Consider the following 19,291-nt stretch of genomic DNA (forward strand, 5'->3'; position numbering starts at 1 on the left):
GTAATATATGAGTAAATTTTCAAGTAAAAATAAGTTAATTGAAAAACAATTAAAACAACTTAATAAAAAGGAAGAAAAATTAATACTTGAAAAAGAGCCTGGTATTATAAAAAATAAATTAGACCCTTTAAAAATAAAAATTGAGGAGAAAATTCCTGAAAAACTTCAATCTACTTTAAATATAGCTTTTGAAATGGGATTTAAAACAGTATTTGATAAAGCTCTAGGTATAATCGAGAAAACTTATAATAAGGATAATATAAGCATGGAATTTGATATAAACTCTTATGCAATAAATAAATATCCAACAAAAAGAAATCTAAAAAAAATTGATAAATCTGCAAATAAAAAAACATTGATAAATAAGTCTGTTAGTGCTATTGAAGGTGGTGCTCTAGGACTATTAGGAGTAGGTCTTCCTGATATACCTATATATATTGGGATAATTTTAAAGTCTATTTATGAAATTAGCTTAAGCTATGGATTTGATTATAATTCTCCTGAAGAGAGAATTTATATTTTAAATATAATTTCTGCTTCAGTTACTTCTGGCATTGAAAGAAAAATGTATTTTTATAGACTAGATACTATAGCTAATGAAATAAATAATAATAAATATCCTAATTATAATATTGATGAAACCTTAAAGGAAACTTCTGATAAAATTTCTACTTATATGTTAACTTCAAAATTTATACAAGGTCTTCCCCTAGTGGGAGTTATTGGTGGAATCACTAACTTTAAAACATTACAAGATATAAGTACTATAGCTAAGCTCAAATATAAACAAAGATATTTAAATAAACTTTTACTATAATAACAAAAGCGTCTAGATATAATCCTAAATTATAACTAGCCGCTTTTTTAACTTTAACTTTTTCATATACTCACACTTTTAGTTTAATACTATTTCCTTAATAAGTGATTCAACTGCATTTAATGTACTTTTATGATTTCTTATAACTCTTATATTTTTCTTATCTGCTTCTCTCTTAGCTGTCAATACAAGCTTATGAGATACTACATCTGTTAATAATATAACTGCATCTGGCATTCCAATCTTATCCTTTAATCCTGTTTCCATTTGGGTAAAAACTTTTGCCTTACAATTATATTTTTTACATACTCTAATATAATCTTTAGTCATTTTATCATGGCCACCAACTATTACTACACTCATTTATTTTCTCTCCTTTTAATCACTTGTTGTCCTTAATTCTTATTAATTAGAATTATTCTTTTATGCACTAGCCCCTTTATATTCTTCAAATAAATTTCTTATAGAGCATGCCACATTATGAGATGAATCTCCTTTTAAAATATAATTTACAGTATGCTCCTTAACTTTATCGTATCTACTGAAAGTTTCTTTTGCTTCTTTTAAATTATTATATACAAGCCAATATCCACAACTTAAACATTTCTTATTTTTACAATTCATAAAATCCATAACATCATTTAATGGAAAACCTAAAAATATACCTAATTCATGTGGACAATTAAATTCCTTATATCTATTCTTTAGCATATATAAATAATTATTTATATCATTCTTATCTGAATATCCTAATTGCATTAAGAATTTCTTGTTTTCTTTTCTAAATATGTAGTTTGATAATTGCTTCTCATTATATATCAATATAATTAATGCATTACTACATTCTCTTAAATCTATATATTGAATATCAATAGTTTCTAAAAAATCGATTCCGTACTTTATCCATTTGTCATATAAATTTTCTTTATCTTTTTTTATTGTAATGGTTGCTGATGGTTTAACGCCTGAAATTACCAGAGAGGCATTGTAAATTAAAAACTTTTCAATGCACTCTCTTTCCTCCATATTAGCAAGACTTTTATAAAATTCAACTTGCTTCAATTTACTTCTATGCCTTTGCTATAGTCATTCCTAATTCAATACACTCTGGTGAGTTATCCTCAGGCTCATTTTGAATTATTAATCCATCAGCAATTAAAGTACAACCTAAAGACTCCATTCTTTCTTGCCAATCTCTTATCCATTGACCATCTCCCCATCCATATGATCCAAATAAAGCAACTTTTTTTCCTGAAATTTTAGATGATATTTCTTCTACAAAAGGTTCAAATTCATTTTCCTCTAATACTTCATCTCCCATAGCTGGACACCCAAGTATAACTATTTCTTCATTATCAAAAATATCAGCATTTGCATTTGATACATTAATTACCTCTGCAGTTTTTCCTCCATTAGCTATTCCCTCTGCAATTAAATTCGCCATTTTTTCAGTATTACCTGAAGCTGAATAATAAACTATTTTCATATTCTCTCCTCCTAAACAATATTGATATTCATTCTCAATTACTTATTATAATATAATATTACCTTAACCCTGTCAATATATAACTTGAATTTTTTTGAAATTTTTTGAAATTATTTTATGCTTATTCATATTCTCATTAAAAAAATAGAAGATACTAAAATTTCTCCTAGTATCTCCTAAAATATAAAAGTATTTACTTGTGCTTAAATTTAATTTCACTATTGCATGATTTTTTGCTGGAGCAACCAGAACAGCCACATCCACAACCACCCTTATTATTTTTACTCTTCTTAAACATACTAAATACAGCTAAAAATAGCAAGCCAAATACTATAGCTCCAATAATAAATGTTGCCATTTATATCACTTCCTCGCTCATTACAATAATTTTATGCACTTATTTCTCTACTTTCTTTATTAGTCTTTATATTTCTTCCTGATCCGATAGCTATTAAAATTGCTAGTATTGCAATTAATATTGAGCCTACAGCTCCAATTACACTACCTTCACCTAATAATAAACTACCTACTTGATTTATTATTAATGCTACTATATAAGCAGTTAATGTTTGGAAGCCAATTGTTATCCACATCCATTTCCAAGATCCCATTTCTCTTCTAATTGCACCTATAGCTGCAAAACAAGGTGCGTTAAGCATATTAAAGGCTATGAATGCTAATCCACTTGCTGATGTAAACATTGTTCCAATTTGAGTTAATAATGCTGGTGTATCTTCTGCTGCTTCCGCTATACCAAATAATACTCCAAATGTTCCTACAACATTTTCTTTAGCTACTAATCCACTTACTGTTGCTACTGCTGATTGCCAATTACCAAATCCAAGTGGTGCAAATATCGGTGCTATTACTTTACCTATACTTGCTAATATACTATCTTGAGCATCAACCATTTGTAATGTCCAATTAAATGAGCTAGTAAACCAAATTACAGCACAAGCAACAAATATAATAGTTCCAGCTTTTATAATAAATGCTTTTCCTCTATCCCACATATGAATCAAAACACCTTTCATACTTGGAATATGGTATTGTGGAAGTTCCATAACAAATGGTGCTGCTTCCCCTTTAAATGCCTTAGTTTTATTTAAAATAATTCCACAAATTATAATCATAAAAATTCCTAAGAAATAAATCACTGGTGCTACCCAAGATGCTCCACCAAAAATAGCTCCTGCAAACAATGCTATTATAGGTAATTTAGCTCCACAAGGAATAAATGTAGTAATCATTATTGTAAGTTTTCTATCTTTATCATTTTCCATAGTACGTGTTGCCATTATGCCAGGAACCCCACACCCTGAACTTATAAGTACAGGTATAAATGATTTTCCTGATAATCCAAATTTGCGTAGAATTCTATCCATAATAAATGCTATTCTAGCCATGTATCCACAGTCCTCTAATAATGCTAATAAAAAGAATAATAACATTATTTGTGGGACAAATCCTAAAACAGCTCCAACACCACCAATTATTCCATCATTTATCAATCCTTGTAACCATGGAGCTGTACCCACACTTTCTAAAAATACGGCAACATTTTCTCCAATTATTTCTCCAAATAAAGTGTCATTTGTCCAATCTCTTAATATTGAACCTAATGAACTAACAGCTATATAGTATACCCCCCACATAATTAAAGCAAATATAGGTAATGCTAATATACGGTTAGTAACTATTTTATCAATCTTATCTGATAATGTATGTTTTGAAGTATTTTTTTTCTTAATAACTTTTGAAACTATACTGCCAATAAATTCATATCTTTCTCCAGTAATTATTCCTTCTGCATCATCATCAAATTCTTTTTCACATTTTGTAATAATAGCCTCTACTTTTTCCTTAACATTATTATCCAAAGATACTTTTTCCATGAATTTACTATCACGTTCAAAAATCTTAATAGCCATCCATTGTTCACTTAAACCTATATTAGTAATATTATCACTCTTAATTAAATTTTTGATATCTTCCAACGCATCCTTTACTTCAGATGAGAAGTTCATATTGAAATTAGTATCCTTTTTACTTTTAGCTATTTCGATTGCCTTCATAGCAACATCTTTAGTTCCATTTCCTTTTAAGGCACTTGTCTTAACTACTGGGCATCCAAGAATCTTAGATAACTTGTCAATATCAATGACATCGCCCCTTTTTTCTACAATATCAATCATATTTAATGCTATTACCGTTGGAATACCTAGTTCTAATATTTGAGTTGTTAAATAAAGATTTCTTTCAATATTGGATGCATCAATTATATTAATGATTGCATCTGGTTTATCATCTATCATAAAATTTCTAGTTACGACCTCTTCCAATGTATATGGTGATAAGGAATATACTCCTGGCAAATCAACTAATTCAACATCTTTATATCCTTTAATTTTCCCACTTTTTTTCTCTACAGTTACTCCTGGCCAATTTCCAACATATTGCTTTGCACCTGTAAGGTTGTTAAACATAGTTGTCTTACCACTATTTGGGTTTCCTGCTAACCCTATTTTTATTGCCATCTTTCTCTCCTCCTATCTATTTTTAACTTATCTTCACTCAACTACTATCATTTCAGCATCATATTTACGTAATGTTAATTCATAGCCCCTTATATTTATTTCTATAGGATCACCTAGTGGAGCTACCTTACGAACGTAAATTTCACTACCTTTAGTAATTCCCATGTCCATTATTCTTCTACGAATAGCACCAGTACCTTCTACTTTTTTAACCTTCACAGTTTGTCCACATTTTATTTCTTTTAAGGTTGCCATTTATTTACTCTCCTTACACCATTATTCTACTTGCCATACTTTTATCTAAGGCTATTCTAGTACCTTTAATATTTACTATTAAATTTCCACCTAAATCTGAAACTATTGTAATTCCTTCACCAATAACAAATCCTAAACTATTTAAAAATTTCTTTGTTTCAGTATTTCCTGTTATTTTTTTAATTTTAACCTCTTCTCCTACTTGTGATAATATTAATGACATTTCTTTCACCTCTCATACTGATAATGATTATCATTATTTATATTTTCATTATACTCCTTTATTTGCAAAAGTAAATATTTTTTTCTATTAATTCTTTATTTTGTATAAATTAAAAATTTATTTTAAAATGTTTTTTATAATAAAAAATAAGTAACTTAGTATAGAAAATATTTTTCTTTACTAAGTTACTTACTAATTTTTACTTTAAATTTAGCCTATTTTAACACAAATGATTGGCAATCTGTACATTCAACAACTGTTGGATTAGCTTCATGAGTACCAACTTGTATTGCATCTAAAGTACAATAATTTTCAGAACAGGCATGGTGTTTACATTGTTGTACACTACATTTAATACTTGAATTCTTTTGCATAACTTTCACCTCCACATCTTTAGTACTCTATTATTTTGCCCATAAGAGGTGTTATTATTCTAAATATCAATACGAAAACTTTACCTATTTTCTTTGTATATTAAGATTTTTATATTTTTCTTAATTATTCATTATATTATTGTTTTGTTTTTGGATTAAAAATAAGAGCCATTAAATATCCGAAAAATATTGATGCTGTAATTCCTCCTGCAGCACCTTCGATTCCCCCTATAAATACTCCTATTAATCCATTTTCTTTTACTCCTTTTATAGCTGCTTTAGCCAGACCGTTACCAAAACTAGGTAGAGGGATTGTTGCTCCTGCACCTCCGATTTCAACTAGTTTATCATAAAGCCCAAAACCTCCAAGAATTGCTCCAAGAGTAACAAACATAACTAATATTCTAGCTGGAGTTAATTTTGTTGTGTCCATTAATATTTGTGCAACAACACATATTAATCCACCAACAATAAATGCACTTACATAATCCATAATAAACTCTCACCAACTTTCTATTTATATTCAATAGCCACTGCATGTGCTATTCCTGGTATACTTTCTCCTTGAAGAGATGAGGTTGTGCTCATTAATGCCCCAGTAGAAACTAATAATAAACTCTTTATTTCTTTTTTCATTAACTTTTTATAAAAGTATCCACAGGTAACAACTGCAGAACATCCACAACCACTACCACCTGAATCAGTCTTTTGCCTTTCATCATCAAATATTAAATCACCGCAATCAACATAATTATCCTTTACATCATATCCATAATCTAATAATAATTTAGTTGTTATTTCTTTTCCTACCTTCCCCAAATCTCCAGTTGCAATTACATCATAATCCTTAGGTGTTCTTCCTGTATCCTTAAAATGATTATATATTGTATCTACTGCTGCCGGAGCCATTGCTGCTCCCATATTATTAGGATCTTTAATTCCATAATCCTTAACTAATCCTGTAGTAACGTATGTTACTTTAGGAAAATCTCCACTTTTACCTAAAACCATTGCTCCTGATCCTGTAACTGTCCATTGACATGTTGGACATCTTTGACATCCATATTCTAATGGAAATCTAAATTGTCTTTCTGCTGAACTAAAATGAGAGGAAGTAGATGCTACAACATAATTACCAAATCCTCCATCTAGAAATAATGATGCCATACTTAAAGACTCTGACATTGTAGAACAAGCTCCATACAATCCTATAAATGGTATATTTAACTCTCTTGCAGCAAAACTAGATGATGTTATTTGATTTAATAAGTCACCTGCAAATAAGTAATCTATATTTTCTTCTCTTAAATTTGCATTGCTTATAGCACTTTTTATTGCCGTATACATCATTTCAGACTCAGCTTTTTCAAAACTGTCCTTACCTAAAGTATCATCATTTAATATTTGATGAAAATAATCCTTTAAAGGCCCATCACCTTCCTTAGGTCCAACTATAGAATAAGTTGAAATTATTTTAGGAGGATTTTCAAGTTTAATAGTTTGCTTTCCTACCTTTTTATTTTTTACACTCATCTATACTCACTCTCCCATTTAGACAATTCCCATAAGTCCTAAAACATAATATACTAATCCTATTATTACTGATGTTCCTATTCCATAAACTAATACTGGGCCTGCAATAGTAAACATTTTAGCCGCCACACCAAAAACAAAGCCTTCTTTTTTAAACTCTATTGCTGGAGATACCACTGCATTAGAAAATCCTGTAATAGGAACTATAGTACCAGCACCGGCAAAACTTGCTATCTTATCATAAATTCCTATTCCTGTTAATAATGCTCCAATAAATATCATTATTATTGGCAACCACAGTTTAGCAGCTTCTTCATCTATACCAAATTTTATCAACATATTTAATATAAACTGCCCTATAGTACATATAGCTCCACCAACTAGAAAGGCTAATAAAATATTCTTAAAATATTTTGGTTTAGGAACCATTTCTTTTGAAATATTTTCAAAGTCTTTAATTATTTTCTTTTCTTCTTTAGCCATTTTTCCCATATATTTGTGTCTCCTTTCTTTCATAAATTTATTATTCCTCTTAATTTAAAATTAACTCATATTATTACAATTTTAATAACTATTTTACTTTTATAAAAAAATCTGCTCCGCAGACTATGTGTTTCTGATATTTTTAAAGGTTATCCACAATTATTTAGAAAATATAATTTCCTAAATAATAAATAAATCTACATTAAATAATCTTTATTATTTAATGTAGATTTATTTAAAAAATTTATTATTTTTTAATTTATACATTTTCTTATGTTCATCCCTCATCTAATTGTTTTCTCATCTCAGAAAGTACTTTCTTTTCTATTCTAGATACTTGCACTTGGCTTATACCTAACATTTTAGCAACCTGTATCTGTGTTTTATCTTTAAAATATCTTAAAACAATGATTTGTCTAGATTTAACATCTAAACTATTTAACGCTTCTTTTAAAGCTATCTTTTCAGTTAAATTCTTATCTTCTGCTGCATTTTCACTTAACTTATCAATAAGCAATACTGGTGCACCATCATCTTGGTGAATTACCTCATAAAGATACTGCATACTTGCAGAGGATTCTAAAGCAAATAATATTTCTTCTTTATCTATTCCTGAAAATTCAGCTAATTCTTCTATACTTGGATCTCTATTTAACTTTTTAGTTAATGCCTCTTTATCAAAATGAAGTTTTTTAGCTAAGCTCTTAACATTTCTACTTACCTTTATAATTCCATCATCTCTAAGGAATCTTTTTATTTCTCCAATTATCATTGGAACAGCATAAGTTGAGAACTTAACATTATAATTATCATCAAAATTATTAATTGCCTTAACAAGACCCATACATCCTATTTGATAAATATCTTCATAATCATACCCTCTATTTATAAACTTTTTACTTATAGAAGTTACTAAAGGTAAATTTGCTTCTATGAGCCTGTTCATAGCCTCTGCATCACCAGCTTTAGCTAGGGGTAATAATTGTGAGTTATCCTCATAGCTTAACTTTTCTTTTTTTACTTTACCCTTTTCCATAAATCTCCCCTAACACGTTAACTAAATTTCTTTGTCATAATAATTCTGGTACCTTTATCTTTTTGACTTTCTACTTCTAAACTATCCATAAAACTTTCCATAACTGTAAATCCCATTCCTGATCTTTCAAGGTCTGGTCTTGAAGTATAAAGAGGCTCTCTAGCTTTATTAACATCATCTATTCCCTTACCATAATCTGTGATAATAATTGACACCTCTTTTCCACAAATTGTAGATTCTATTTTAATTATACCCTTTTCATAATTTTCATAACCATGAATTATAGAATTTGTTACTGCTTCAGAAACAGCCGTTTTAACATCTGCAATCTCTTCAATAGTTGGATCTAGTTGAGAAACAAAAGCTGAAACTGCAACTCTAGCAAATCCTTCATTTTGAGATCTACTTTCAAATTCTATACATATTCTATTTTCTTCCATGTTATTAATCCCTCCATTAAATGTTTGCAAGTGCTTCATTAACATTATTATAAACAGTAATTATTTTATAAAGTCCTGATAATGTAAATACTTTATCTACTCTTTTATTAATATTAGTAATACAAACTTTTCCCTCTCTGTTTTTAACCTTCTTCAATCTTCCTATAACAACACCTATTCCTGAACTGTCCATAAATGTTACTTCTTTGAAATCCATTATAACTTTTTTTATATTATCTCGTTCTATTCTATCATCTATTTTGACTCTAACTTCTTCTGCGCTATGATGATCTAATTCTCCAACAAGAGTAACAACTAATTTATCATCAACTTTATTAAACTTCAAAAACATAATAATCAACTCTAAAACAAATAATTAGAGCACCCTCCTATCTTCCTTCTTTTTCCATAATTTTAACATAACATTTATTTTGTAGTCAATGTATTTTTACCTTTTTATGGATATTGTTTTAATTCAGCTACTTTTTAATATAAAATAATGAAGATGCTGCATCTTTTATTTTTACTACAACATCTTCATCAAACTTTTCTTTTAATTTTAACTCTCTATATTTTATGATACTAAGATTTAATTTCCTTTGGTTTTTCTTTATATTTGTCTAGTTCATTTTGTAGATTTTTATAAAAATCATCTATATTATTTTCTTCCTCCAATAAAAGTACTTCAATAGCATCATTCAGACTATTCATTGTATAGATATGAAATTTACCTTCTTCAATTGCTTTTTCTACCTCTGCCTTTAATATTATTTCATCCTTATTTCCTTCAGGTATTAATACACCCTTTCCTTCTATAGTATCTAACATACTACAAACTTTGAAAAATCCTTCAATCTTTTCATTTACTCCTCCAATAGGCTGAACATCGCCAAATTGATTAATAGATCCAGTTACTGCAATATTTTGATTTATTCCCTTCTTGCTTAAAGCTGAAAGAACACATATAATCTCTGCTACTGAAGCACTATCTCCCTCTACTATTCCATAAGTCTGCTCAAAACTTAAATGAAAATCTACAGGTATATTCTCATAAGGATTTAATAGATTTGTCAATAATCCTCTAAGTATACTTATTGATTTTTCATGAATTTTTCCACTTAAATTGCTTTCCTTTTGTATATCAACTATTCTGCCTGACCCCTTGCATGCAACACAACTAATTCTCATTGGCTTTCCAAAAGTACAATATCCACTATCAAGTACGGCTAATGCATTTATTGCGCCTACTTTTCTGCCTTTAACACTAATTAATATTTTATTTTCTTCATACATGTTCATTATTTCACTTTCTATTAATTCTTCTTCATAGGCAACTTCTAAAATATCTTGTTCGGTTATTATCATACTCTTTCTTTCTTTAGCTGAATTATTAGCCAATACTAATAATTTATCTATAGTATCTTCTTCTGCAAGTATTCTATTTCTACTACTACTTTTCCTACATAAGTATTTTAAAATTTCACTCATGGCTTCATTATTAATATTAAATAATTCATTCTTTTTAATTCTATTTTCAATCTTATTTTTTAATTCCACTACTGAATCATTATTAACCTTTACTACAGATGAAAATTCCGCTCTTAAAGGAAATAACTTTTTAAAGTCTTCATCAGAATTATATAAAAAATCATAAGTTTCATAATCACCTATTAATATTACCTTAAATTTTACAGGAATAGGCTTTGGCTTTAATCCATTTATATTTATAAACTCTAAATAACTTTTATTAGTATCAAAAGAAACCACATTAGAAAGTAAAATCTTCTTTAAATAATAATAACTTAATGTATTTGCAGCTAAAGAGCTTAATCTTAAAATAAGACATCCTTCATTTGCCTTTAAAATTGATCCTGCACTTATCAATGAAATGTTAGTTGTATACATTCCATTATGATTTTCATATTCTATTAATCCTATTAAATTATTTAAATTAGGATCTTCCTCAAATATTACAGGTGGTGAAGAATTATTTGTATTATCTACAATTACTCTAACATCATATTTATTTAATACTTCATATATTTCACTTTCATCATCTTCTATACTCATTGTATAACACTCTATTAAATCCTCTTCTATACAGGTAAATAATCTTTCTAAATATTCATAGGAATCATCATCTGTTATAAATTCTAAAAGAGCACTATCTTTTTCTTCTTCCATTTGAGTTGCTAAAAATTTTGAGTATATTTTTTTTAATTTCTTTATAGATTTAACTTCAATATCCTTTAATTCTTCTAAAATGGTTTCAGCCTTCTTTTTCAAAGTTCCTGCTTTTGCTACTATAACATTTTTGTTTTCATCTTCTAAATCATCATACTCCTTTTCTGTCATAGCCTCATTACCACTCAAAGGTATAAATGCAAATCCTTTACTAGTTGCTTTGACTTCAAATCCTTCCTCTTTTGCCATTTTAGTTAATTCATTTATATAACTATTTCTTTTATTTTGAATATCTTCTACTAGATAATCCTTTTCAGCATTGCTAGAATCTCCATAAAAATCATCTACTGCTTCCAAATAGCAATTTTTTATGTCATCAACAGTTTCTTTTAATTTTTTTCCTTTTCCATTAGCAACAAAAATTGCTTCTGGTCTGTTAACATCCTCTAATGTTACATAACATATATCCCTTGGTGCTTCTAAATCTTTGTACTTTTTTTCTATGAAAGTAGTTAGTTCCTTTAATTTATCCTTTGAGAAGGTATCTATTAAATAAAGATTATAGCCTTCTTTATCTATATTGATCGCCCTCTCAACTTTTTTATAGGCATCATTAAACTCTTTAATACCATTTGTACCCCTGTCGACATCAGTATCTGTTACCTCTAGTTTAAACGTTATTTCTGATGGAGTTAACTCTCTTTTCATAACCCTCCTATCTAAGGCTAGAAACTACTAATGTAATTCGTCTCCCCTTTTTTACAATCATATATATTATATTAATATTCTTATATTATGAATTTAGGCAATATTTTTTTAAAATATGATATATTATTAAATATAATAAAAAGGAAGCACATATATGCTTCCTTTTAGTATATTTATTTTAATAATTTGAATTAGATTTAGTTCCTTCACAAATAGCAATTGAAGCTGATGCTCCTATTCTAGTTGCTCCATTTTCAATCATAGCTAAAGCATCTTCTCTACTTCTAACCCCACCTGATGCTTTTACTCCCATATCTGGACCAACAGTTTCTCTCATTAATTTAATATCAGCTGCCGTTGCCCCACCTGTTGAGAACCCAGTTGATGTCTTAACAAAATCAGCACCAGCTTCTTTTGATAATTGGCAAGCTATAACTTTTTCTTCATATGTTAGAAGACAAGTTTCTATTATTACTTTTGTTAAAGCTTTATTTTTAGCTGCTTCAACAACTGCTTTTATATCATTTTTAACGTATTCTAAGTCTCTTTCCTTTAACTTACCTACATTAATAACCATATCAACTTCTGTAGCGCCCTTTTCAATAACATCTTTTGTTTCAAAGGCTTTAACTTCCGTAGTAGTTGCTCCTAAAGGAAATCCTATTACAGTACAAACTTCAACATTAGTTCCTTCTAATGCAGTAGCTGCAACTGGAACCATTGATGGATTTATGCAAACTGAGGCAAAGTTATATTCTACAGCTTCTTTACAAAGCTTTAAAATTTCCTTCTCAGTTGCTTCTGGTTTTAATATTGTGTGGTCAATCATTTTAGCTATTTGTGCCTTATCCATTATAATACCTCCATTTATTTTTAAAATTTTTCTTAAGTAGTCCTTATTCATTATAATTGATGTCTCATATATTAGAAAGGTTTTTCTAAACTATTTCATATATTATATTTTAATTTTTTATCTAAAATAATTTTAATTGTTCTACTCTTTCTTCCTTTATACTAGATACAGTAATTCCAATTAACCTTATAGGTCCTATAAAATTCTCATCATTAACGATTTCTTCAGCTACCTTATAGATAGTTGTAAAATCATTAGTATAATAATTTAAACTTCTACTTCTAGTATGATTTTCAAAATTACTAGTTTTATATTTAAAAGTTATAGTTTTTATATACACATTTTTTCTTTTTAAATCTTCACATATCTCTAAGCAAAAGTTCTTTACATAATAAAGAATATCTTCAATATCTTCAGTATCAAACTTTAATGTATTTTCTCTACCATAGGATTTTCTATCTCTATTAACTGTAACTTCTCTATTGTCAATTCCTCGTATTCTTTCATATATATCTATTCCATACTTTCCAAAATACTCTATAAAAAACTCCCTTGACAATTCATATAAGTCTTCTATTTTAAACATTCCCATGTTATTTAACTTTCTAACAGACTTTTCTCCTAACCCATAAATTTTAGATATTGGTAATGGCTTTAATATGTCTGGAATCATGTTCTCTGTAATTATCATTATTCCATTTGGCTTATTCCAATCAGATGCTAATTTTGCTAAAAACTTATTATAAGATATACCAATAGATAAAGTTAATCCAACTTCTTCAAAAACTCTCTTTTTTATATAATTTGCAGCTTCCAAACCATCATTAAACCTTCCTTCAGTTAAATCTAAATATGCTTCATCTATGGAAAGTGGTTCAATAATTGGAGTAACCTCTCTGAAAATCTCAAAGACTCTATTGGAAATTTCCTTATATCTATAATATCTTACTTTTAAGTATATTCCATGTGGACAAAGTCTTTGTGCAATAAAAATAGGCATTGCTGATCTAACTCCAAATTTTCTAGCCTCATAAGAACAAGTTGATACAACACCTCTTTCACTAACTCCACCAACAATTACAGGCTTTCCTTTAAACTTTGGATTATCCGCTTGTTCAACTGATGCAAAAAATGCATCCATATCCACATGTAAAATTATTTTTTTCATTATTTCACCTAATATAATACTTCCTCAAAAATACCTTTGTTCTTACTATTAATAAAAGATAGTATTCCTTGAGCTAATAGCTCATCAATATATCTTTTCTTATCAGTCATTGTACAAAAAGCTATAATTACTATAGCAATTATAGTTCTAAAACCTTTATCTATATAATATTCATATTCTCCCTCTTCATCACATAAATATTCAATAACGCCTTCAACTATATCTACATTTCTTCTTGGATTATAATTCGTAACCACTCCAAGTAATGGTAAAAACTGATTGGCTATTTTTATATTTCTTTTTTGAAGCTGTAGCATAAATTCCATGGTCCTGTACATTTCTCCAGAGGAACCATTTAATATAATTGCATTAGCTAATCCTTGTACACCATTCTTAGATCTTATATGAGAGTCTGCAATATGGTCAAATATATTTTCTATAAAATCATCTATAGTATCTGCTTGAATATTATTAATAACCCACAACGTACAAAGTAAATAATCATCATCACTAGTTATATTACTATACTTTTCTTTAAGTATTATATATAATTCTTTTATTTTTTTTATTATTTCTTTCTTATCTTTATATTTACAATATTTACTGATTGTAAATGCTGTTAAAGCTAAATATGAACCTGATAAAAAACCTTGTTCTTCTAACATTTCCATAGTTTCATACATATCTTCTATCAGTTCTTGTTCATTATCATTATCAACTGTTCCTATTAATAATGAAAGTATATTTAGAGTATCACCCCTAAAAGGTGACATCATTGTTGTTGCTGATTTAATATTTTTCCTAATTTCTTTAATTCTTTCAACTGGTATTTCCTTTTCATAATGCGAAAAAACTAATGCTGCAAAATGATTTATTATATCACCATCATTTCTTAGCTCTTCTTTTGCTAATCTGTAGTTGTCAACTGTCATTTGTATTCTGTCAACCAGAAACTTGTCCATTTATTTACCTCTCCCCATAAATTTTAAATATATTTAAAATTGTGTATTAAAATTTAACTATAAATAATTAAAAGTTATCTCAAAGCAACTCTTCTCTTTATTTTTACATAGCTAAATAATTATATAATTTAGTTAATTATTAATACTAAATTATAATTCTACACACTTATTATACTATGAATTTATGTCATTTTAATAACATTTTATATGTTATTTTCTAGTAAATATCCCTTTTATATTCCACTATACAGTTGAGTTTTTTGTCAATTCTTGCTAATATAATTATTAAGGTTAATTTTTAACTTTTACATTAAGGGGGCAAAAAAATGAAAACTATTGTAACAAAATTTGGTGGTAGTTCTTTAGCGGACTCTATACACTTCAAAAAAGTAAAAAATATTATAGAAAGTGATTCTGATAGAAAATATGTGATTCCATCAGCACCTGGAAAAAGATTTTCTAAAGACTTTAAAGTAACAGATTTACTTTATCTATGTCATGCACACGTAAATTCAAGTATTCCTTTAGATGATGTATTTAAATTAATATCAGATAGATATCATTCTATAGTTACTGAATTAAACTTAAATTTAGATTTGGATTATTATTTAAACATAATAAAGAATGATATAGAAAATGGGGCATCTGCAGATTATACTGCAAGTAGAGGAGAATATCTTAACGGGATAATTCTTGCTAATTATCTAGATATTGATTTTATTGATGCAAAAGATGTAATTAAATTTAATAAATATGGAACTTTAAATATTGAAGAAACTTATAGCTTACTTAAAGACAAGCTTTCTCAACATGAGCGTGCTGTTATTCCTGGATTCTACGGTTCTGATGAAAACGGGGAAGTGGTAACTTTTTCTAGAGGTGGCTCTGACGTAACAGGCGCATTAGTTGCTGCAAGTATAAATGCAAATCTTTATGAAAATTGGACTGATGTTTCAGGTTTCTTAATGGCAGATCCTAGAATCGTTAATAATCCAAAAAAAATTAAAACTATAACCTATGGGGAGCTTAGAGAGTTATCTTATATGGGAGCTTCGGTTTTACATGAAGAGGCTGTTTTCCCTGTAAGAACTTCTGGAATTCCAATTAATATTAGAAATACTAATGAACCTGAAGATGAAGGAACATTAATAGTAAAAAATGAGACTAAACATGAAAATACTATTACTGGTGTTGCTGGTAAGCAAAACTTTACTGTTTTATCTATAGAAAAGTCTATGATGAACTCAGAACTTGGTTTCTGCAGAAAAGTTCTTACTGTCTTAGAACAACATGGTGTTTCTTTTGAAAATATGCCATCTGGTATTGATACTGTAAGTGTTGTTATTTCTGATGCTAACTTAAAAAATAAAACTGAAGTTATTGTTGAAGAAATTAAGAGATCTTGTAATCCTGACTCTGTAGTTGTGTATCCAAACATGGCTTTAATTGCAACTGTAGGAACTGGTATGGCTTATAGTAAAGGGGTAGCTGCTAAAATATTCACTGCTCTTGCTGAAGCTAATATAAACATAAGAATGATTGATCAAGGTTCTAGTGAAATAAATGTATTAGTCGGAATTGAAAATGATGACTTTGAAAAAGGAATTAATGCAATTTATAATGCATTTAACTAAAAAGCTGGGAGTTCTTACTCCCAGCTCTTCCATATTTCTGGTTGGTTTCCAACTGTAGCTTCTTTACCATTTCTAACAATTGGTGTAACGTAAAGTGAAGGATTTTTTAATAGCATATCTTCTCTAATTTCTGCACCTCTTATTTTATCCATATTTAATTTTTTGTAATCTTTTGAGTTTTTATTTATTAAATTTTCTAGTCCTATCGCCTTTTTAACACTTTGAAGCTCACCTTTACTTAAGGCCTTTTCTTTTAAATCTATAAATTGATATTGTATTCTTCTTTCTTTGAAAAATCTTTCTGCTTTCTTTGTATCATTACATTTTTTTGTTCCAAATATTTGTATATTCATTTTCATTTCCTTCCCTATTCTAAATAATAATTATTATATCATAAAAACTCTAGATATTATTTTTAATTCTCTATAACTTTCCATTCATATAAAAATAAAAAGCCTCATGCATAACTCTTAAAAGTTATACATGAAGCTCTATTTTATAAAATCTATTTATCTAATTATAAATAACTAAGATTTTATTATTTTGCGTTTTCTTCTACAGCAACAGCAACTGCAACTGTCATACCAACCATTGGGTTGTTTCCAGCACCGATTAATCCCATCATTTCAACGTGAGCAGGAACTGATGAAGAACCAGCGAATTGAGCATCTGAGTGCATTCTTCCCATAGTATCTGTCATACCGTAAGAAGCTGGACCTGCAGCCATGTTATCTGGGTGAAGAGTTCTTCCAGTACCACCACCTGATGCAACTGAGAAGTATTTCTTACCTAATTCGATACATTCCTTCTTGTATGTTCCAGCAACTGGGTGTTGGAATCTTGTTGGGTTAGTTGAGTTACCAGTGATTGATACGTCAACACCTTCATGATGCATTATAGCAACACCTTCTCTAACGTCGTTTGAACCGTAGCAGTTAACCTTAGCTCTTGGTCCGTTAGAGTAAGCTTTTGAATTAACTACTTCTAATTTACCAGTGAAGAAATCAAATTTAGTTTCAACATAAGTAAATCCGTTAATTCTTGAAATTATCTTAGCAGCATCTTTTCCAAGACCGTTTAAGATAACTCTTAATGGTTCTTTTCTTACTTTGTTAGCTTTTTCAGCTATTTTAATAGCACCTTCAGCAGCAGCGAAAGATTCGTGACCTGCTAAGAATGCGAAACATTTAGTTTCTTCTCTTAAAAGCATAGCTCCTAAGTTACCATGTCCTAAACCAACTTTTCTATCGTCAGCAACAGAACCTGGGATACAGAAAGCTTGTAACCCTTCTCCGATAGCTTCAGCAGCGTCAGCAGCCTTTGTGCAACCTTTCTTTATAGCGATTGCAGCACCTAAAACGTATGCCCAAGCAGCATTTTCGAATGCGATTGGTTGAGTTTCTTTAACGATTTTATATGGATCGATTCCATACTCATCACATACAGCTTTAGCATCTTCTAATGTTTTCATTCCGTACTTTTCTAAAACTGGAGTGATTTGTCCTATTCTTCTTTCATAACTTTCAAATAATGCCATGTTAAAATTCCTCCTTACAAATTATTCGTGTCTTGGATCGATTAATTTAACAGCGTCAGCAACTCTTCCGTATTGACCTGCAGCCTTTTCTAATGCTTCGTTAGCATCCATTCCCTTACCGATCATTTCCATCATTTTTCCTAGGTGAACGAACTTGTAACCGATGATTTCATTATCTTCATCTAATGCGATTTTAGTAATGTATCCTTCAGCCATTTCTAAGTATCTTGGACCCTTTTCTAAAGTTCCGTAAGTTGTACCTACTTGAGATCTTAATCCCTTACCTAAGTCTTCTAAACCAGCTCCGATTGGTAATCCACCTTCAGAGAAAGCAGTTTGAGATCTTCCGTATACTATTTGTAAGAATAATTCTCTCATTGCTGTATTTATAGCATCACAAACTAAGTCTGTGTTTAAAGCTTCTAATATAGTTCTTCCTGGTAATATTTCTGAAGCCATAGCAGCAGAGTGAGTCATTCCTGAACATCCAACTGTTTCAACTAATGCTTCTTGGATAACTCCACCTTTAACGTTTAAAGTTAATTTACAAGCTCCTTGTTGAGGTGCACACCAACCTATTCCGTGAGTTAACCCTGAAATATCTGATATTTGTGTAGCTTGTACCCATTTTCCTTCAACTGGAATTGGAGCACATGCATGATTAGCGCCTTTAGCAACAACGCACATTTCTTCAACTTCTTTTGAATACATCATTATATTGATTCCTCCCTAATTAATATTAGTTATAGCTTGTCCTAAATACTATGTAATAAATAGGCTGTACTTAACTGGGTCAAGATTTACCCCGCTGGGGATAAATCTATCCTACCTTTATATAATAACAGATGAATCAATCTCTAACAATAAGAAAATAATAATTTTTTAACATATTGCTAAAATTTCTTATAATTTTTTCAAAATATTGACTAAAGTAAACATTTTAAAAATGAAATTGATAATTATTATCAATTAACTTGCCATTTATTTATATATTTTGTTATAATTAAGCAAAGTATTGATAATGATTTTCAATTAATACATTGTTTCATTTATCTTTATTT

23 protein-coding genes are annotated in these 19,291 nt (G+C 29.0%); 2 read left to right on the forward strand and 21 right to left on the reverse strand.

Going from position 1 to position 19,291, the window contains the following annotated elements:
- The first annotated feature begins 7 nt into the window (after positions 1-7).
- Positions 8-817, forward strand: a complete 810-nt coding sequence (locus I2E98_RS01055; protein WP_195467128.1) for an EcsC family protein — start codon at positions 8-10, stop codon at positions 815-817.
- A 78-nt stretch (positions 818-895) separates the two neighbouring features.
- Here I2E98_RS01055 and I2E98_RS01060 read toward each other — a convergent pair whose 3' ends face one another.
- The 18 genes from I2E98_RS01060 to I2E98_RS01145 form a co-directional block, all read right to left on the reverse strand.
- Positions 896-1,180: a DUF2325 domain-containing protein gene (locus I2E98_RS01060; RefSeq protein WP_133014435.1), complete on the reverse strand. Its 285-nt coding sequence runs from the start codon at positions 1,178-1,180 to the stop codon at positions 896-898.
- Positions 1,181-1,240: 60 nt separating this feature from the next.
- A complete protein-coding gene (locus I2E98_RS01065; RefSeq protein WP_195467129.1) occupies positions 1,241-1,879 on the reverse strand; it encodes a DUF3793 family protein in 639 nt (212 codons plus the stop codon).
- A gap of 7 nt (positions 1,880-1,886) precedes the next feature.
- Complete coding sequence (locus tag I2E98_RS01070) at positions 1,887-2,303, reverse strand: flavodoxin (RefSeq protein WP_195467130.1); 417 nt, start codon at positions 2,301-2,303, stop codon at positions 1,887-1,889.
- Positions 2,304-2,496: 193 nt separating this feature from the next.
- Positions 2,497-2,661, reverse strand: a complete 165-nt coding sequence (locus tag I2E98_RS01075; RefSeq protein WP_195467131.1) for a FeoB-associated Cys-rich membrane protein — start codon at positions 2,659-2,661, stop codon at positions 2,497-2,499.
- A 31-nt stretch (positions 2,662-2,692) separates the two neighbouring features.
- On the reverse strand, positions 2,693-4,840 hold the full coding sequence (feoB, locus tag I2E98_RS01080; protein WP_195467132.1) for a ferrous iron transport protein B: 2,148 nt from the start codon (positions 4,838-4,840) through the stop codon (positions 2,693-2,695).
- 33 nt (positions 4,841-4,873) lie between these two features.
- A complete protein-coding gene (locus I2E98_RS01085) occupies positions 4,874-5,095 on the reverse strand; it encodes a ferrous iron transport protein A (RefSeq protein ID WP_195467133.1) in 222 nt (73 codons plus the stop codon).
- A gap of 13 nt (positions 5,096-5,108) precedes the next feature.
- Positions 5,109-5,318, reverse strand: a complete 210-nt coding sequence (locus I2E98_RS01090; RefSeq protein WP_195467134.1) for a FeoA family protein — start codon at positions 5,316-5,318, stop codon at positions 5,109-5,111.
- A 215-nt stretch (positions 5,319-5,533) separates the two neighbouring features.
- On the reverse strand, positions 5,534-5,692 hold the full coding sequence (locus I2E98_RS01095) for a DUF1540 domain-containing protein (RefSeq protein ID WP_195467135.1): 159 nt from the start codon (positions 5,690-5,692) through the stop codon (positions 5,534-5,536).
- A gap of 136 nt (positions 5,693-5,828) precedes the next feature.
- The gene (spoVAE, locus tag I2E98_RS01100; RefSeq protein ID WP_195467136.1) at positions 5,829-6,185 is read right to left on the reverse strand and encodes a stage V sporulation protein AE; all 357 of its coding nucleotides are present in this window, start codon (positions 6,183-6,185) and stop codon (positions 5,829-5,831) included.
- Between the two features lie 20 nt (positions 6,186-6,205).
- Positions 6,206-7,225, reverse strand: a complete 1,020-nt coding sequence (spoVAD, locus tag I2E98_RS01105) for a stage V sporulation protein AD (protein ID WP_195467137.1) — start codon at positions 7,223-7,225, stop codon at positions 6,206-6,208.
- Positions 7,226-7,243: 18 nt separating this feature from the next.
- Positions 7,244-7,708, reverse strand: a complete 465-nt coding sequence (gene spoVAC / locus I2E98_RS01110) for a stage V sporulation protein AC (RefSeq protein WP_195467181.1) — start codon at positions 7,706-7,708, stop codon at positions 7,244-7,246.
- Between the two features lie 277 nt (positions 7,709-7,985).
- Positions 7,986-8,744: an RNA polymerase sporulation sigma factor SigF gene (gene sigF, locus I2E98_RS01115; protein WP_195467138.1), complete on the reverse strand. Its 759-nt coding sequence runs from the start codon at positions 8,742-8,744 to the stop codon at positions 7,986-7,988.
- Positions 8,745-8,761: 17 nt separating this feature from the next.
- Positions 8,762-9,184 carry an anti-sigma F factor gene (gene spoIIAB / locus I2E98_RS01120; RefSeq protein ID WP_195467139.1) on the reverse strand — a complete coding sequence of 141 codons (423 nt, stop codon included), beginning with the start codon at positions 9,182-9,184 and terminating at the stop codon, positions 8,762-8,764.
- A gap of 16 nt (positions 9,185-9,200) precedes the next feature.
- Complete coding sequence (spoIIAA, locus tag I2E98_RS01125) at positions 9,201-9,536, reverse strand: anti-sigma F factor antagonist (RefSeq protein WP_195467140.1); 336 nt, start codon at positions 9,534-9,536, stop codon at positions 9,201-9,203.
- Between the two features lie 230 nt (positions 9,537-9,766).
- Positions 9,767-12,076: an AAA family ATPase gene (locus tag I2E98_RS01130; RefSeq protein ID WP_195467141.1), complete on the reverse strand. Its 2,310-nt coding sequence runs from the start codon at positions 12,074-12,076 to the stop codon at positions 9,767-9,769.
- A gap of 178 nt (positions 12,077-12,254) precedes the next feature.
- A complete protein-coding gene (deoC, locus tag I2E98_RS01135; RefSeq protein WP_195467142.1) occupies positions 12,255-12,929 on the reverse strand; it encodes a deoxyribose-phosphate aldolase in 675 nt (224 codons plus the stop codon).
- Between the two features lie 121 nt (positions 12,930-13,050).
- Positions 13,051-14,097, reverse strand: a complete 1,047-nt coding sequence (locus I2E98_RS01140) for a DNA polymerase IV (RefSeq protein ID WP_195467143.1) — start codon at positions 14,095-14,097, stop codon at positions 13,051-13,053.
- 8 nt (positions 14,098-14,105) lie between these two features.
- Positions 14,106-15,059 carry a DUF4003 family protein gene (locus I2E98_RS01145; protein WP_195467144.1) on the reverse strand — a complete coding sequence of 318 codons (954 nt, stop codon included), beginning with the start codon at positions 15,057-15,059 and terminating at the stop codon, positions 14,106-14,108.
- 326 nt (positions 15,060-15,385) lie between these two features.
- Between I2E98_RS01145 and I2E98_RS01150 the strand changes: the two genes are divergently transcribed.
- Positions 15,386-16,693, forward strand: a complete 1,308-nt coding sequence (locus I2E98_RS01150; RefSeq protein WP_195467145.1) for an aspartate kinase — start codon at positions 15,386-15,388, stop codon at positions 16,691-16,693.
- 14 nt (positions 16,694-16,707) lie between these two features.
- On the opposite strand, the gene I2E98_RS01155 is transcribed toward I2E98_RS01150, so the two are convergent.
- The 3 genes from I2E98_RS01155 to I2E98_RS01165 all read right to left on the reverse strand — a co-directional run bounded on the left by I2E98_RS01155 (position 16,708) and on the right by I2E98_RS01165 (position 18,944).
- Entirely contained in the window at positions 16,708-17,046 is a 339-nt protein-coding gene (locus I2E98_RS01155) for an ArsC/Spx/MgsR family protein (RefSeq protein ID WP_195467146.1), read from the reverse strand.
- Between the two features lie 185 nt (positions 17,047-17,231).
- On the reverse strand, positions 17,232-18,230 hold the full coding sequence (locus I2E98_RS01160; protein WP_195467147.1) for a GGGtGRT protein: 999 nt from the start codon (positions 18,228-18,230) through the stop codon (positions 17,232-17,234).
- Between the two features lie 21 nt (positions 18,231-18,251).
- Positions 18,252-18,944 carry a nitrogen fixation protein NifU gene (locus I2E98_RS01165; RefSeq protein WP_042396479.1) on the reverse strand — a complete coding sequence of 231 codons (693 nt, stop codon included), beginning with the start codon at positions 18,942-18,944 and terminating at the stop codon, positions 18,252-18,254.
- Positions 18,945-19,291: the final 347 nt, after the last annotated feature.

Origin of the sequence: Clostridium sp. D43t1_170807_H7 (assembly GCF_015555905.1) — a bacterium.
GTDB lineage: Bacteria > Bacillota > Clostridia > Clostridiales > Clostridiaceae > Clostridium.